General features: G+C 73.3%; 12 protein-coding genes and 1 other RNA gene. 12 read left to right on the top strand and 1 reads right to left on the bottom strand.

Annotation, left to right across the window (positions count from 1 at the left end):
• The first annotated feature begins 176 nt into the window (after positions 1-176).
• From ACFWJ4_RS19685 to ACFWJ4_RS19710, 6 genes are all read left to right on the top strand, one after another.
• Positions 177-1313 (top strand): S41 family peptidase, encoded by a 1137-nt coding sequence (locus ACFWJ4_RS19685; RefSeq protein ID WP_380545558.1) that lies wholly within the window; start codon positions 177-179, stop codon positions 1311-1313.
• Positions 1314-1357: 44 nt separating this feature from the next.
• A complete protein-coding gene (gene smpB, locus ACFWJ4_RS19690) occupies positions 1358-1834 on the top strand; it encodes an SsrA-binding protein SmpB (RefSeq protein WP_359904247.1) in 477 nt (158 codons plus the stop codon).
• 86 nt (positions 1835-1920) lie between these two features.
• Positions 1921-2302, top strand: a transfer-messenger RNA (tmRNA) gene (gene ssrA, locus ACFWJ4_RS19695).
• A 152-nt stretch (positions 2303-2454) separates the two neighbouring features.
• Positions 2455-4758 carry a HelD family protein gene (locus ACFWJ4_RS19700; RefSeq protein ID WP_380545560.1) on the top strand — a complete coding sequence of 768 codons (2304 nt, stop codon included), beginning with the start codon at positions 2455-2457 and terminating at the stop codon, positions 4756-4758.
• Between the two features lie 380 nt (positions 4759-5138).
• Positions 5139-6611, top strand: coding sequence for an NAD-dependent malic enzyme (locus tag ACFWJ4_RS19705; RefSeq protein WP_359904241.1), 1473 nt, complete (start codon positions 5139-5141; stop codon positions 6609-6611).
• A 508-nt stretch (positions 6612-7119) separates the two neighbouring features.
• Positions 7120-7404: an HU family DNA-binding protein gene (locus ACFWJ4_RS19710; RefSeq protein WP_030242980.1), complete on the top strand. Its 285-nt coding sequence runs from the start codon at positions 7120-7122 to the stop codon at positions 7402-7404.
• Between the two features lie 73 nt (positions 7405-7477).
• Here ACFWJ4_RS19710 and murA read toward each other — a convergent pair whose 3' ends face one another.
• The gene (gene murA / locus ACFWJ4_RS19715; protein WP_359904238.1) at positions 7478-8818 is read right to left on the bottom strand and encodes a UDP-N-acetylglucosamine 1-carboxyvinyltransferase; all 1341 of its coding nucleotides are present in this window, start codon (positions 8816-8818) and stop codon (positions 7478-7480) included.
• Positions 8819-9118: 300 nt separating this feature from the next.
• Between murA and ACFWJ4_RS19720 the strand changes: the two genes are divergently transcribed.
• The 6 genes from ACFWJ4_RS19720 to ACFWJ4_RS19745 all read left to right on the top strand — a co-directional run bounded on the left by ACFWJ4_RS19720 (position 9119) and on the right by ACFWJ4_RS19745 (position 16569).
• Positions 9119-9703, top strand: coding sequence for a YqgE/AlgH family protein (locus tag ACFWJ4_RS19720; protein WP_359904235.1), 585 nt, complete (start codon positions 9119-9121; stop codon positions 9701-9703).
• A gap of 63 nt (positions 9704-9766) precedes the next feature.
• Entirely contained in the window at positions 9767-10045 is a 279-nt protein-coding gene (locus ACFWJ4_RS19725) for a DUF3039 domain-containing protein (protein WP_359904233.1), read from the top strand.
• Positions 10046-10136: 91 nt separating this feature from the next.
• Entirely contained in the window at positions 10137-11747 is a 1611-nt protein-coding gene (locus tag ACFWJ4_RS19730) for a beta-N-acetylhexosaminidase (RefSeq protein WP_380545562.1), read from the top strand.
• A 357-nt stretch (positions 11748-12104) separates the two neighbouring features.
• Positions 12105-12971, top strand: a complete 867-nt coding sequence (locus ACFWJ4_RS19735) for an FAD binding domain-containing protein (protein WP_355265826.1) — start codon at positions 12105-12107, stop codon at positions 12969-12971.
• Positions 12968-14245: a 2Fe-2S iron-sulfur cluster-binding protein gene (locus ACFWJ4_RS19740; protein WP_380545564.1), complete on the top strand. Its 1278-nt coding sequence runs from the start codon at positions 12968-12970 to the stop codon at positions 14243-14245. The genes ACFWJ4_RS19735 and ACFWJ4_RS19740 overlap by 4 nt, the downstream gene beginning before the upstream one ends.
• Positions 14242-16569: a xanthine dehydrogenase family protein molybdopterin-binding subunit gene (locus ACFWJ4_RS19745; RefSeq protein WP_380545566.1), complete on the top strand. Its 2328-nt coding sequence runs from the start codon at positions 14242-14244 to the stop codon at positions 16567-16569. The genes ACFWJ4_RS19740 and ACFWJ4_RS19745 overlap by 4 nt, the downstream gene beginning before the upstream one ends.
• Positions 16570-16632 lie beyond the last annotated feature (63 nt).

Here is a 16632-nt window from a genome sequence, read left to right on the forward strand (position 1 = left end):
GTTTCCGTCGTCCCCGCCCGGTCCGGTCCTTGCGGATCTCGAAGTCCATCGCACCCCTTGAACTGGGGTGTTGCAACGATCCCTAGAACCCAAGCTGCGCCGTACGGGGCCGTCGGCGTTCCGCGGTCCACCGTTGCGGTTCGTCCCGCGCGCGGCGGTGTCTACACTCCGGTGCCATGCTGCAAACTCCGCGCAGGGCCCGCCAGGTGACCGTGCTCAGCCTGGTGTTCGGCGCCGTGCTGCTGGCCGGCGCGGCCACCGGCGCCTGGGGCGACCCGGGCGACCCGCCGCACCGGTCCTCCGCCGACACCGCCCGGGCCACCGGCGGGCTCCCGGCGGACCCGGCCGGCGCCACCCTGTCGGAGCAGCAGGCCGAGCACCTGCTGGCGGCCGGCGGCGACCGCTGGGGCGCGTACTACAGCGCCCAGGAGTACGCGGAGTTCAGCCAGGGCCTGGACGGCCGCTACCCGGGTGTCGGCCTCTCGGTCGGCCGCGGCCAGGACGGCGTCACCGAGGTCTCCCAGGTCGCCCCCGGCGGCCCGGCCGCCGCGGCCGGGATCGCCCCCGGCGACCGGCTCGTGCGGATCGGTCAGGACCAGGCCGACCACCTGCCGGTCACCGAGGTGGTCGCGCGGCTGCGCGGCCGGGGCGAGGAGCGCCGGGCCGGCTCCGAGGTCACCCTGGCGGTCCGGCGCGGCGGGGCGGAGGAGCGCGAACTGCGGCTGCGGCGCGTGCTCCTGGACAGTCGGCAGGTCACCGCGGAGCAGCTCGGCAAGGGCGTGCTGCGGGTGACCGTGCGCGCCTTCACCAGCGGCGTGGCCGATCAGGTGCGCGCCGCGCTGCGCGCCCCGCACACCGGCGTGGTGCTCGATCTGCGCGGCAACTCCGGCGGGTTGGTCGACGAGGCGGCCGGCACCGCCGGGATCTTCCTGGACGGCGGAACGGTCGGCTCGTACCAGGAGCGCGGCGAGACCAGGGAGTTGACCGCCCCGCCCGGCGGCGACCAGCGCACCCCGCTGGTGCTGCTGGTGGACGGCGGCACGATGAGCGCCGCCGAACTGCTCGCCGGGGCCCTCCAGGACCGCAGCCGCGCCGTGGTGGTGGGCTCGCGGACCTTCGGCAAGGGCACCGTCCAGCGGCCCAGCCGGCTCGCCGACGGCGCCGTGCTGGAGCTGACCGTCGGCCGCTACTACACCCCGGCCGGACGCTCCCCGGACGGTACCGGCCTGACCCCCGACGTCCCGGCCGGTTCGGGCGAGGAGGCCGACGAGCTCGCCCTGCGGGTCCTCGCGGGGCTCGGCACCCGTGCCTAAAGCAGCTGCCCCATCCGGCCCCGAAGTGCGAGAATGACCGGGTTATGGCAAAGGAAACCGGACAGAAGCTGATCGCGCAGAACAAGAAGGCGCGACACGAGTACACGATCCTCGACACCTACGAGTGCGGCCTGGTGCTCACCGGCACCGAGGTCAAGTCGCTGCGCGAGGGGCGGGCCAACCTGGTCGACGGCTACGCGTACATCCAGAACCACGAGGCGTGGATCGACAACGTCTTCATCCCCGAGTACACCCAGGGGACGTGGACCAACCACGCGGCCCGGCGCAAGCGCAAGCTGCTGCTGCACAGGATGGAGATCCAGAAGATCGAGACCAAGGTCCGCGACGCGGGCCACACCCTGGTCCCGCTCTCGCTGTACTTCAAGGACGGCCGGGTGAAGCTCGAACTGGCCCTCGCGGTCGGCAAGAAGCTCTACGACAAGCGGCAGACCCTGCGCGAGAAGCAGGACACCCGCGAGACGGCCCGCGCCGTGGCGGCGGCCCGGCGACGCCAGAGTTAATCGGCTGGACCCCCGCTGGTCGCCTCGCGTAGTATGGCGCCAGCAACAAGGACGGTCACCGTCCGCGCTGTTTCTCAACAAAACATGGGGATGATCGGTTTCGACAGGGGATGTTGAAACAGGGGAAGCGAGCCGAGGAACGCGGCAATGATCTCGTTAACCACGTGTCGCAAAAAAATAATCGCCAACTCTAAGCGCGATTCCCAGCAGTTCGCTCTCGCTGCCTAATAAGCACCGATAGCGCTTGGGTGTCAGACCGGGGAGTTCCCGACCCGGACCCTGGCATAATCTAGGGAACTCAACCGTCCGCCCGGGCTGCGAGGGTGGATGGGAAATCAAACAGCAGCTGGGCCTGTTGGCGGCTTGTCCGTGTGACCGCCAGGGCCGAGAAAAGCACAGCGGACTGCGCTCGGAGAAGCCCTGAATTAACTCCACTGGACCCGGGTTCGATTCCCGGCATCTCCACCACCCCATGTTGACTCGAAGGGCCGCCCTCCGCTCCGCGGAGGGCGGCCCTTCGATTTTTGTACGTTCCGGAGCAGCGCGGCCCGGGGGTGGCGGCGTAGGATCATCCGTCCGCTCGTTTTCCGGAGCGGGATTCCGCCGCAACCACCGAGGCCATGCAGAGCAACACGCCCACCACCCCCGCCACCGACCACGAGACCGTCCGCGCGCGCGAGATCGCCGGTGAGCAGCAGCACCTCGACACCGTCTACCACCGGTTGGAGGAGAAGCTCGCCGAGGCCGAGTACATCCTGGAGGACGCCGCCAAGCGGGTCCAGGTCGGCACCCCCGGCGCGCTCGCCGAACGCGACGCCCAGGTCTACCGGGCCGGCGCCCACCTCCACCGACTGAACAGCGAGTTCGAGGACTTCCTGTTCGGCCGGATCGACCTCCAGCGGGCGGACGCCCCGGAGGAGCACGGGATCCCGTCGGACACCCCGCTCGACCCGGCCGACCCGGCCGTCGCCGAGACCCTCCACATCGGCCGACTGGGCGTGCTGGACGCCGAGTACGGCCCGCTGGTGATCGACTGGCGCGCGCCCGCCGCCGCCCCGTTCTACCGCGCCACCCCGGTCGAACCGGGCCGGGTGATCCGTCGCCGGGTGATCCGCTCCAAGGGCCGCAAGGTGATCGGCGTCGAGGACGACCTGCTGCGTCCGGACCTCGCCCCGACCCTGGACGGCGAGGAGCTGGCCGTGGTCGGCGACGGTGCGCTGATGGCCTCGCTGGGCCGCGCCCGCAGCCACTCGATGCGCGACATCGTCTCCTCCATCCAGAAGGAGCAGGACGAGGTGATCCGCGCCGCCGCCGCGGGCGCCACCCTGGTCACCGGCGGCCCCGGCACCGGCAAGACCGCCGTCGCCCTGCACCGCGCCGCCTACCTGCTCTACCAGGACCGCCGCCGCTACGCCGGGGGCATCCTGGTGGTCTCGCCGACCCCGCTGCTGGTGTCCTACACCGAGGGCGTGCTGCCCGCGCTGGGCGAGGAGGGCCAGGTCGCCATCCGAGCGGTCGGCTCGCTGGTGGACGGCATCGAGGCGGGCACCTACGACACTCCCGAGGCGGCCCGGGTCAAGGGCTCGGGCCGGATGGTGCAGCTGCTGCGCCGGGCCGCCCGCGCGGCGCTGGAGCTGGGCGCGCCGCAGGAGCTGAAGGTCGTCGCCCGCGGCGAGGTGCTGAAGCTGGACGCCTCCCGGCTGAAGGCCGTGCGCGGCAACGTGGTGGGCTCCGGCGGCACCCCGCTGAACCTGCTGCGCCCGCGGGCCCGCCGGCTGCTGCTGGACGCCCTCTGGCAGCAGGCCACCAGGGACCTGCCGAAGCCCGCCGACCACTACGCCCGCGAGCAGCGCCAGGAGGAGAAGGAGTCCTTCGACGAGTACGTCTCGGACGAGGCCTCGTTCCTGGACTTCCTGGACGCCTGGTGGCCGGCGCTGAGCCCGCGCCGGGTGCTCGGCACGCTGCGGCAGCACCGGCACACCAACCGGATCGCCCGCCGCGCCGTCACCCCGGACGAGGCCAGGCTGCTGGCCGCCTCCTGGCGCCACCTGTCCGCGGAGGGCGCGGGCGCGCTGTCCGCGCACGACGTCGCGCTGATCGACGAGCTCCAGGTGCTGCTGGGCGAGCCGGCCCGCCCGAAGGTCCGCGAGGTGGACGCGGTGGACCTGCTGAGCGGCCTGGAGGAGGTCACCACCTTCGCCGACCGCTCCACCCGCCAGCGCGACCGCCAGCCGGTCGAGCGCAGGGAGTACGCGCACATCATCGTGGACGAGGCGCAGGACCTCACCCCGATGCAGTGGCGGATGATCGGCCGCCGGGCCCGGATGGCCACCTGGACGATCGTCGGCGACCCGGCGCAGTCCTCCTGGCCGTTCCCGCAGGAGGCCCAGGCCGCACTGGACGAGGTGCTCTCCGGCAAGCCGCGCCGCCGCTTCACGCTGACCGTGAACTACCGCAACCCGGCCGAGATCGCCGAGGTCGCGGCGAAGGTGCTGGCGCTGGCCGCGCCGGGCACCCCGTCGCCGACCGCGGTGCGCCGCGTCGGCGTGGAGCCGCGCTTCGCGGCCACCACCGACCCCTCGCCGGAGGCCTTCGGCAAGGCCGCCCGGGCCGAGCTGGAGCGGCTGCTGGCCGAGGTGGACGGCACCGTGGCGATCGTGGTGCCGATGGACCGCCGGGACGAGGCGGCCGGCTGGGCCGAGGGCCTGGGCGGGCGCGTGGTGGCGCTGGGCAGTCTGGAGGCCAAGGGCCTGGAGTACGACGCGACCGTGGTGGCCGACCCGACCGGCATCGCCGGCGAGTCGGAGGCCGGGCTGCGGGTGCTGTACGTGGCGCTGACCCGCGCGACCCAGCGGCTGACCGTGCTCTCCGGTCCGGACGACCTGCCGGACGCGGACGGCGTGCCCGCACTGCTGCACGGCTGACGGCCCGTCGGGTCCCGACGGGATTCGTCGGGACCCGACGGAAGAAGGCCCCTCACCGGACGGTGAGGGGCCTTCAGACGTTTACGACACCGACCCGCCATGCTCGCCTCGCGGCAAGTGGTCCCTCGAAGGGACGAAGGTTGGGCCCGGGGGCTTGGATCGAGCCGGTGTCCCGTCCAATGTAACGCATCGGCCGGGAGAGGCAAGGAGTGAGCGGCGGGGGAGCGGCGGCCATTGGGTGGGATTGTCGGGTCCGCACACTCAATGAACGTTATTTCTGGCTACCCCTTGGAAGGTGCGACGATCGAGGTCTAGCATGCGCGGGCGATGCCTTCAACAAAATGTTGAGCCTGCGGGACAGACGGAAGAAGGAAGCGTCGATGGCGACGGTGCCCAGTGTCTCCAACTCGATCACGGTACGGCTGGAGGTCCCGGCCCGGGGCAACGCCGTCAGTGCGATCACCACGGCCGTGGAGTCCTCCGGCGGGTCGGTGACCGGTCTCGACGTCACCGCCTCCGGCCTGGAGGCGCTGCGGATCGACGTCACGGTGGCGGCCTCCTCGGTCGCGCACGGCGAGGAGATCGTCGAGAAGCTGCGCGCGATCGACGGCGTGTCGATCGGCAAGGTCTCGGACCGCACCTTCCTGATGCACCTCGGCGGCAAGATCGAGATGTCCTCGAAGCTGCCGATCCGCAACCGTGACGACCTCAGCATGATCTACACCCCCGGCGTCGCCCGGGTCTGCATGGCGATCGCGGAGAACCCCGAGGACGCGCGCCGCCTGACCATCAAGCGCAACAGCGTCGCCGTGGTCACCGACGGCTCGGCGGTGCTGGGCCTGGGCAACATCGGCCCCGAGGCCGCGCTGCCGGTCATGGAGGGCAAGGCGGCCCTGTTCAAGCGCTTCGCCGGGATCGACGCCTGGCCGATCTGCCTGGACACCCAGGACACCGACGAGATCGTCGCCATCGTCAGGGCGATCGCCCCGGGCTTCGCCGGGATCAACCTGGAGGACATCTCCGCGCCGCGCTGCTTCGAGATCGAGGCCCGGCTGCGCGAGGCCCTGGACATCCCGGTCTTCCACGACGACCAGCACGGCACCGCGATCGTGGTGCTGGCCGCCCTCACCAACGCGCTGAAGGTGGTCGGCAAGCGGATCGCCGACATCCGCGTGGTGATGTCGGGCGCCGGCGCCGCCGGCACCGCGATCCTCAAGCTGCTGATGGCGGCCGGCGTCGAGCACGCCACCGTGGCGGACGTGCACGGCGTGGTCCACCTGGGCCGCGGGGACCTCAACGAGAACCTGCGCTGGATCGCCGAGCACACCAACCGCTCGGGCCGTACCGGCAGCCTCAAGGAGGCCGTGGCGGGCGCCGACGTCTTCATCGGCGTCTCGGCCCCGAACGTCCTGGACGGCGACGACCTGGCCACCATGGCGGAGGACTCGATCGTCTTCGCGCTGGCCAACCCGGACCCGGAGGTCGACCCGGCCATCGCCCGGCAGACCGCCGCCGTGGTCGCCACCGGCCGCAGCGACTTCCCGAACCAGATCAACAACGTGCTGGTCTTCCCGGGCGTCTTCCGCGGCCTGCTGGACGCCCAGAGCCGCACCGTCAACACCGAGATGATGATCGCCGCCGCCCGGGCGCTGGCCACCACCGTGGCGGACGACGAGCTGAACGCCAACTACATCATCCCGAGCGTGTTCCACAAGGACGTCGCCAAGACCGTCGCCTCCGCGGTGCGCGAGGCGGCCCTGGCGGGGGCCCAGGAGGACCCCGCGCCGGCCCGTCCGACCCCCGGCATCGTCGGCACCCTGGACACCGCCGCGTTCCCCGTCGTCAAGCTCTGACGACCGGGTCGGGCGACGTGTCGCAGATCGCTCAAATGTACGAATAAGGGCCATACCCGCCCAGCCCGCCCCGAACCCTTGCGACACAAGGGCGAGGGGCGTGTTTGGGCTTGTCAGTCCTAGGGCGTACCGTAGCCCTGCACGGGGCAGGCGTGTCCGACAAGTACGGAACGTCCCCCTGGTCTTCCGGCGTGTCGTCCCGACCGCCGCCCGCGCCCGGTCCGCCGGAGCCGACGGAGCGTCACACCTCCAACGAGCGGGCGATGTTCGGGTGGCTCGCCCGGGGCCCGATTGGCTTTCTCGGGGCCGGTCGGGGCAGGATTCGTATCCAGGCGGGCGGGTGGGCCTTCGACGGCTCCGGCGCGCGGCATCGGGTACGGACCCGGCCTGCGACCACGCATTGCCTGCATGAGCACAGTGTGCGGACCTGCGGCCCATCCGGGTGCCCCCCGGTGGGAGCACCGATGGGCCCCCGCGCACCGCAAGCGAACAGACCACAGGAGTACACATGAACCGCAGTGAGCTGGTGGCCGCGCTGTCCGAGCGCGCCGAGGTGACCCGCAAGGACGCCGACGCCGTTCTGGCCGCCTTCGCCGAGATCGTCGGCGAGGTCGTCGCCAAGGGCGACGAGAAGGTCACCATCCCCGGTTTCCTGACCTTCGAGCGCACCCACCGCGCTGCCCGCACCGCCCGCAACCCGCAGACCGGCGAGCCGATCCAGATCGCCGCGGGCTACAGCGCCAAGGTGAGCGCCGGCTCGAAGCTGAAGGAAGCCGCCAAGGGCGCTGCCTGAGCCACCCCTTGAACGCCCGAGAGGCCGGGCTCCCCGCTGGGGAGCCCGGCCTCTCGCCGTTGGGACCGGACCGTCAGGCGTCGACCAGCTGCTCACTGGGCAGCTCGACGTGGGCGCCCAGGTCGCGCAGCTTGTCCATGAAGTTCTCGTAGCCGCGGTTGATCAGGTCGATGCCGTGCACGGTCGAGGTGCCCTCGGCCGCCAGCGCCGCGATCAGGTACGAGAAGCCACCGCGCAGGTCCGGGATGACCAGCTCGGAGCCGATCAGCTTGGACGGGCCGGAGACGACCGCGGAGTGCAGGAAGTTGCGGGCGCCGAAGCGGCACGGGGTGCCGCCCAGGCACTCGCGGTAGAGCTGGATGTGCGCGCCCATCTGGTTCAGCGCGCCGGTGAAGCCGAGCCGCGACTCGTACACCGTCTCGTGGACGATGGACAGGCCGGTGGCCTGGGTCAGCGCGACCACCAGCGGCTGCTGCCAGTCGGTCTGGAAGCCCGGGTGCACGTCGGTCTCCAGGGCGATCGCCTTGAGCTCGCCGCCCGGGTGCCAGAAGCGGATGCCCTCGTCGTCCACCTCGAAGGCGCCGCCGACCTTCCGGAAGGTGTTCAGGAAGGTCATCATCTCCAGCTGGCGGGCGCCGCGGACGTAGATGTCGCCCTTGGTGGCCAGCGCCGCGCAGGCCCAGGAGGCCGCCTCCAGGCGGTCCGGCAGCGCGCGGTGGTTGTAGCCGTTCAGCTCGTCCACGCCGGTGATCAGGATCGTCCGGTCGGTGCCCAGCGTGATGATCGCGCCCATCTTCTGCAGCACGCAGATCAGGTCGACGATCTCCGGCTCGATGGCCGCGTTGCGCAGCTCGGTGACGCCCTCGGCGAGGACGGCGGTGAGCAGCACCTGCTCGGTCGCGCCGACCGAGGGGTAGGGCAGCTCGATCTTGGTGCCGCGCAGCCGCTGCGCGGCGACCAGGTAGGTGCCCTGCGGGTGCTTCTCGATGGTGGCGCCGAACTGGCGCAGCACCTCGAAGTGGAAGTCGACGGGGCGGCCGCCGATGTCGCAGCCGCCGAGGCCGGGGATGAAGGCGTGGCCGAGGCGGTGCAGCAGCGGGCCGCAGAACAGGATCGGGATCCGCGAGGAGCCGGCGTGCGCGTCGATGTCGGCGACGTTGGCGCTCTCGACGTGCGAGGGGTCGAGGATCAGCTCGCCGTCCTCGTCACCGGTGCGCACGGTCACGCCGTGCAGCTGCAGCAGGCCGCGGACCACCTTGACGTCGCGGATGTCCGGGACGTTGCGCAGTCTGCTGGGGCCCTGCCCGAGGAGGGCGGCGACCATGGCCTTGGGCACCAGGTTCTTCGCACCGCGGACGCGGATCTCGCCTTCGAGCGGATTTCCGCCATGGACCAGCAGGACGTCGTCGGTCATCGTTCTCGCAATCCGGGGTGCCAGAGGAGTCGGAAAGGGCGGCTCCGGGAGAGAGCCGGTGGTGGACCGTTCGTACGGGCGCGTTCGGGCCCCCGGCGAAACCGAGTCGGCACCGTATAGGCGTCCACCAGACGTAGATGGTAGTAGGCGCTCCGTTGGTTCCCGTGAGCCTCTCCCGTGATGGTGCTCTCTCCGGGCCCGCGCCCGCCCCCCGGTGCGGCCGTACGGGTGTTCGTCCGGCGTGGGCGTTTCCGGGTGTTGCGGTGTCCGAGCGGTGCCGTTCTGCGGGATCATGTGGGCATGACGGCGGCCCATTCGCACGGAGGCCGGTCCCACACCGGCTGTCTGCTCGTCGCGACGCCCCTGCTCACCGACCCGAACTTCGCGCGGGCGGTGGTGCTGCTCCTCGACCACGACGTCGAGGGGGCGCTCGGCGTGGTCCTCAACCGGCCGACGCCGGTCGAGGTGGGAAGCGTGCTGGACGGTTGGAACAGACTCGTCGGACAGCCGGCCGTGGTGTTCCAGGGCGGCCCGGTGGCGCTGGACTCGGCGCTCGGCCTCGCGGTGGCACCGGGGGAGCCGGGCACCGGCGAGCCGCTCGGCTGGCGCCGGGTGCACGGCGCGATCGGCCTGGTGGACCTGGAGGCGCCGCCCGAGGTGCTGGCCGGGGAGCTGGGCAGCCTGCGGATCTTCGCCGGGTACGCCGGCTGGTCGCCGGGACAGCTGGAGGCGGAGCTGGAGAGCGGCGCCTGGTACCTGGTGGACTGCGAGCCGGGGGACGTCTCCAGCCCCGAGCCGGAACGGCTGTGGCGCGCGGTCCTGCGCCGCCAGCGCGGCCCGCTCGCCCTGCTGGCGACCTACCCGGACGACCCCACGATGAACTGAGCCGACCGGCCCCGCGCCGCGACACTGGCCGGGTTTCCGGAGGCCCCCATAGACTTGGCACCCATGAGCACTCTTGAGCCCGAGCGCGGCCTCGGCACCGGCACCCTGGTCGAGCCCGTCCCACAGGTGTCCCACGGGGACGGCGACCACGAGCGCTTCGCGCACTACGTCCAGAAGGACAAGATCATGGAGAGTGCCCTCTCCGGGTCTCCCGTGGTGGCGCTCTGCGGCAAGGTGTGGGTGCCCGGGCGCGACCCGAAGAAGTACCCGGTCTGCCCCATGTGCAAGGAGATCTACGACGGCATCGGCAAGCCGCAGGGCGGCGACGGCGACAACAAGTAGTCCGCGGCGCCGCGCACAACGCCGTTTTGCATAGCACCAGGGTTTCCCCGGTGGTCTATGCCAATCGTCGGGGCGTGGGCAGGATGTCGGAATGGACCTCATTCCCGCACCGTCGAGTGCCGTTCGCCGCCCGGACGAGGACTACCCGCTCGACGCCGCCACCACGCTGACCGCACCCCCCGCGCTGGCCGACGCCGAGCGCTGGCTGCGGACCACACTGTCCGCCGCCACCGGGCTGCCGCTCGGCCCGGGCCGGCCGGGTTCGGGCATCGAGCTGGTCGAGGACCGGACGCTCGCCGCCGAGGCGTACCGGATCACGGTGCGCCCCGGCCACGCCCTGCTCGCCGCGGGCGGCCCGGCCGGAGCGCTGTGGGGCGCGCAGACCCTGCGGCAGCTGCTCGGGCCGGACGCCTACCGCCGCTCGCCGCTGCGCCGCGAGGGCTGGGTCCTGCCCGGCGCCGACATCGCGGACGCCCCCCGGTTCGGCTGGCGCGGCGCGCTGCTCGACGTCGCCCGGCACTTCCTGCCCAAGTCGGACGTGCTGCGCTTCGTCGACCTGCTGGCCGCGCACAAGCTCAACGTGCTGCACCTGCACCTGACCGACGACCAGGGCTGGCGGGTGGAGATCAAGCGCTACCCGAGGCTGACCGGGCGCGGCGCCTGGCGGGAGCGCTCGATGGTCGGCTACCGGGCCGGGCAGCGCCGCGACGACCGCCCGCACGGCGGCTACTACACCCAGGACGACCTGCGCGAGATCGTCGCCTACGCGGCCGCCCGCGGGGTCACCGTCGTCCCGGAGATCGACCTGCCCGGCCACACCCAGGCCGCCGTGTCCGCCTACCCCGAGCTGGGCAACACCGACGTGGTGGACACCGCCGCGCTCGGGGTCTGGACCGACTGGGGGGTGAGCCACAACGTGCTCAACGCCTCCGAGGAGACCCTGCGCTTCTTCGAGGGCGTGCTGGAGGAGGTCCTGGAGCTCTTCCCGTCCGAGTTCATCCACCTCGGCGGCGACGAGTGCCCCAAGGAGCAGTGGAAGGACAGCGCCGCCGCGCAGGCCCGGATACGCGAGCTGGGCCTGGCCAACGAGGACGAACTGCAGAGCCACCTCATCCGGCACTTCGACGGCTGGCTGGCCGACCGCGGCCGCCGGCTGATCGGCTGGGACGAGATCCTGGAGGGCGGGCTCGCGCCGGGCGCCGCCGTCTCCTCCTGGCGCGGCTTCGGCGGCGGGGTCGCCGCCGCGAAGGCCGGGCACGACGTGGTGATGTGCCCCGAGCAGCACGTCTACTTCGACCACCGGCAGGCGGACGGACCGGACGAGCCGATCCCGGTCGGATTCGTGCGCACGCTGGAGGACGTCTACCGGTTCGAGCCGGTCCCCGAGCAGCTGGACGAGGCCGCCGCCCGGCACGTGATCGGCACCCAGGCCAACCTGTGGAGCGAGTTCATGGACAGCGCCCGGGACATCGACTACCGGGCCTTCCCCCGGCTGGTCGCCTTCGCCGAGGTCGCCTGGTCGGAGCTGCCCGCCGAGCCGGCCGAGCGGGACTTCGCCGGTTTCGAGCAGCGGCTGACGACGCACCTGAGGGCGCTGGACGCGCTCGGCGTCGAGTACCGCCCGGCCGACGGTCCGCACCCGTGGCAGCGCCGCCCCGGGGTGCTCGGCCGGCCGATCGAGGGCCCGCCGCCGGTGCGGTAGGGGGTGTCCCGCGGGGCCTGCCGGACCGGGCGAAGACCCGCGGGAAACGCCCCGGTCCTACCCGTGGGGAACTTCTGAGCGGTCGTCCGACGTCAAGAACTGATGAACATCTGCCCTGGCCCGGAGCGGGTCGGGGCAGATACCGCCCGGTATCAGTCCCAATCGGGCAGTCCCGTTCACCGGTCCCGAAATGATCATCGAGCATTGTGTGCCAGAGTTGCCCAACCCGGCCCGATCGCCCGTACCCTACGGGCCAGGCCGGGCTGCTGACGCAGGACAGTACGGCCGAAGGCCGGCGGGCGGCAGGCGATCGATGAGCAAGTGGAGCACGGTGGGACCCAGGTGAACCGGACGATCATGCTGCCGGCCTCCCTCGACGAGGCCGTCGACGCGCTGGCCGCCGCCCCGGCCGCGGTACCGGTGGCCGGAGCCACCGACCTGATGGAGGCCGTCAACGCCGGCCGACTGCGCCCCGCCGCCCTGGTCGGCCTCGGCCGGATCACCGAACTGCGCGGCTGGCGCTACGAGGACGGCGGCACCGCCGTGCTCGGCGCCGGACTCACCCACGCCCGGATGGACCGCCCCGACTTCGCGGCGCTCATCCCCGCGCTCGCCGACGCCGCCCGCACCGCCGGCCCGCCGCAGGTCCGCAACGTCGGCACCCTCGGCGGGAACATCGTCACCGCCGCCCCGGCCGGCGACACCCTCCCGGTGCTCACCGCACTGGAGGCCAGCGTCACCCTGGCCCGGGCCGGGGGCACCCGCGAGGTGCCGGTCAGTCACCTGCTCACCGGGCTCGACCCGGTGCGCCCCGGCGAACTGCTCACCTGGGTGCGCGTCCCGCTGCTGCACGCCCCGCAGGTCTTCCTCAAGGCCACCGGCCGCAGCGGACCGGCCCGCGCCACCGCCTCCGTCGCCCTGGTCCTCGACCCGGCCCGGCGCTCGGTGCGCTGCGCCGTCGGGGCCGTCGCGCCGGTGCCGCTGCGCCCGCTGGAGGCCGAGGCCTGGGTGGCCGGCTGCATCGACTGGGACGGCAGCCGGGAGATCGACCCGGCCGCGACCGCCGCCTTCGGCGAGTACGTGGCCGCCGCCTGCGTCCCCGACAACTACGGCGCCGAGGGCGCCTGGGAGGCCGTGACCGAGGGGCCGACCGCGGCCGCGGTTCGGTTGCGGCGTACCGTATCGGTGCTGGCCCGACGGGCACTGGGAAGGGCGCTGAAGTGACCACAGACCCCATCGAGACCCTGGACGCCGACCCGCTCGGCCTCTCCCCGCAGGTCAGCCGCGAGCTGCGCCCGTGCGCCTCGTACACGCTGCGGGTCAACGGTTTCGAACGGCCCGTCACCGACGCGTGGATCGGCGAGAGCCTGCTCTACGTGCTGCGCGAGCGGCTCGGCCTGGCCGGCGCCAAGGACGGCTGCGAGCAGGGCGAGTGCGGGGCCTGCTCGGTGCAGGTGGACGGCCAGCTGGTGGCCGGCTGCCTGGTGCCCGCCGCCCTGGCCGCGGACAGCGAGATCAGCACCGTCGAGGGCCTGTCCGCCGCCGGCGGCGCGAGCGCCGTCCAGCAGGCGCTGGCCGCCTCCGGCGCCGTCCAGTGCGGCTACTGCACCCCCGGCATGGCGATGGCGGTGCACGACCTGCTCCAGCGCAACCACCGGCCCACCGAGGTGGAGGCCCGTCAGGCGCTGTGCGGCAACCTCTGCCGCTGCACCGGCTACCGGGGCGTGCTGGCCGCCGTCCAGACCGTCGCGGACGCCCGCGCGGCGGAGGCCGAGGAGGCGGAGGAGGCCGCCGCGCAGGCCGCCGGGCCCGCTCCCGGGGGGCCGGCCGAGCCGGTCGCCGAACCGCCCGCCGACGTGCCGGTGGACGCGCCGGTCGAACCCGGGCAGGCCGTCGAGCCGCCGGTCTACGCCGACGCCGACGCCTGGATCGAGCACGTCCCGCAGCAGCCCGTCGAGGCCCACCCGGTCGCCCACCCCGCGGAGCCGTACCACCCGGAGCAGCCCGCCGTGGAACAGCACGCCGTGGAACAGCACGCCGTCGAGCAGGCCCCGGCCGGGCTGCCGTACGGCGACCCCCAGGGCGGCTACGACACCGGCGTGTACGACACCACCGTGCTGGCCCCGATCCGGGACGACATCCCCGCCCGGATCCCCGCCCAGGCCGCCGACGACCAGGTGTACTACCCGCCGCAGGGCTACCCCGAGCAGCCGTACCAGGCCACCCCCGCGCACGGCACCTACGTGCCCTACCCGGACGGCCACCAGCAGCAGAACGGCTACGACACCGGGTACGACGCCCCGGTCTACGAGCCCACCCCCGCGCACGGGACCCCGCTGCCCGGCTCCGTCTACGACGGCACGCCGCCGCACGGCACCCCGTACGCCGCCCCGCACCCGCACGGTGCCCCGGCCGAGGGCGGCGCCCCGGCCGGTGTCCCGTACGGTGCCACCCCCGCCCACGGCATCCGGCTCCCCGAGGACGACCACGCATCATGACGTCGCCTACCGACATCGGCGCAGCACTCCAGCAGGACGGCGGCGAGGGCGGCGCACCGGAGCCGATCGGCCTGGGCAGCTCCCCGCTGCGCAGCGACGCGCTGCCCAAGGCGCTCGGCATCTACCCGTACGCGGCCGACCTGTGGGCCGAGGGGCTGCTGTGGGGCGCGGTGCTGCGCTCGCCGCACCCGCACGCCCGGATCCGGGGCATCGACACCTCGGCCGCGCTGGCGCTGCCCGGCGTGCACGCCGTGGTCACCGCCGCCGACCTGCCGCCCGGACCGGACGGCACCCCCGACGGCGCCCCGGCCGGGCCGATCGTCGCCGACCGGCCGGTGCTGGCCGCCGGCGTGGTGCGCCACCACGGCGAGCCGATCGCCGCGGTGGCCGCCGACCACCCGGACACCGCCCGGCTGGCGGTCGGCCTGATCGCGGTCGACTACGAGCCGCTGGAGGCCGTCACCGACCCGGAGCAGGCCTTCACCGCGCCGCCGCTGCACCCGGACGGCAACCTGTTCCGCCACCTGCCGCTGCGCACCGGGGACCCGGACGCGGTCGGCGAGATCGTCGTCGAGGGCCTCTACCAGGTCGGCCGGCAGGACCCGGCCCCGCTCGGCGCCGAGGCCGGGCTGGCCGTACCGCGCCCGGACGGCGGCGTCGAGCTGCACCTGTCCTCCACCGACCCGCACGGCGACCGCGACCGCACCGCCGCCTGCCTGGGCCTGGAGCCGGACCGGGTCCGGCTGGTGGTCACCGGCGTGCCCGGCGCCACCACCGACCGCGAGGACCTCTCGTTCCAGGTCACCCTGGCCCTGCTGGCGCTGCGCACCGGCCGGCCGGTGAAGATGACGCTCACCCGCGAGGAGTCCTTCCACACCCACACCTCGCGCCACCCCGCGCTCCTGCGCTACCGCCACCACGCCGACGCCGAGGGCACGCTGGTGAAGGTCGAGGCGCAGATCCTGCTGGACGGCGGCGCCTACGCGGACGTCTCCGCCGAGGCGCTGGCCGCCGCGACGGCCTTCTCGGCCGGTCCGTACGTCTGCCCGAACGTCTTCGTGGACGCCTGGGCGGTGCGCACCAACAACCCGCCGGCCGGCCGGATGCGCGGCGAGGGCGCCCTGCAGGCCTGCTTCGCGTACGAGTCGCAGCTGGACCAGCTGGCCGCCCGGATCGGCGTGGACCCGGTGGAGATCCGCCGCCGCAACGCGATGTCCACCGGCGACCCGCTGCCCACCGGTCAGGCCGTCACCTGCCCGGCGCCGGTGCGCGCCCTGCTGGACGCGGTCGCCGCCGAGCCGCTGCCGGCCCTGCCGGTGGACGACCCGGACGCCGAGTGGCTGCTGCCCGGCGGGCCCGGCGGCGCGGGCGACCCGGCGGCGGTGCGGCGCGGGATCGGCTACGCCGTCGGCATGGTGCACATGCTGGGCGCCGAGGGCGAGGACGAGGTCTCCACGGCGACCGTGCGGGTCAGCGGGGACCACGCCACGGTGATCTGCGCGGCGGTCGACGCCGGGCAGGGCTTCGCCACGCTGGCCCGGCAGATCGTGCAGACCGTGCTGGGCGTCAGCGAGGTCTACATCGCCCCGGCCGACAGCGACCAGTCGATCGCCGGGCCGTCCGCCCGCGGCAGGCACACCTGGGTCTCCGGCGGCGCCGTCGAGCGGGCCGCGCTGATGGTCCGCCACCAGCTGCTGCAGCCGATCGCGGCGAACTTCGGGATGTCGGCGGAGCTGCTCCAGATCGCCGACGGCAAGATCACCTCGTACGACGGGGTGCTCGGCATGCCCGTCGCCGAGGCGCTGGAGGGCAAGGAGCTCTGGGCCACCGCGCAGTGCCGCCCGCACCCCACCGAGCCGCTGGACGAGGCCGGGCAGGGCGACGCCTTCGTCTCCATCTCGTTCTGCGCGATGCGTGCGGTGGTGGACGTGGACATCGAGCTGGGCGCCGTGCGGGTGGTCGAGATGACGGTCGCCCAGGACGTCGGCCGGGCGCTGAACCCGCGCCAGATCGAGGACCGGATCGAGGCGGGGGTGGCCCAGGGAGTGGGCCTGGCGCTGCTGGAGGACCTGCGGACGGAGGGCGGGGTGCTGTTGAACCCCTCGCTCACCGGCTACCGGCTGCCCACCGCGCTGGACACTCCGGAGGTGCGGATCGCCGCGCTGCTGGAGGAGCGCGACGTGGTGGCCCCGTTCGGCGCGAAGGCGGTCGGAGCCGTGCCCGCGGTGGTCGCCCCGGCGGCCGTCGCCGCGGCCGTGCGTGCCGCCACCGGCCTGCCGGTCGGCCGGCTGCCGATCCGGGCCGAGGACGCCGTCACCGCCTGACCGGGAGCTCCCGGGACGGACCGGGAGCTCCCGGAAAAGGCGGAAAGCAGGGAAAGGAAATTG

Source organism: Kitasatospora sp. NPDC127067, from assembly GCF_042724755.1.
In the GTDB taxonomy this organism is placed as follows: Bacteria; Actinomycetota; Actinomycetes; order Streptomycetales; family Streptomycetaceae; genus Kitasatospora; species Kitasatospora lactacystinica.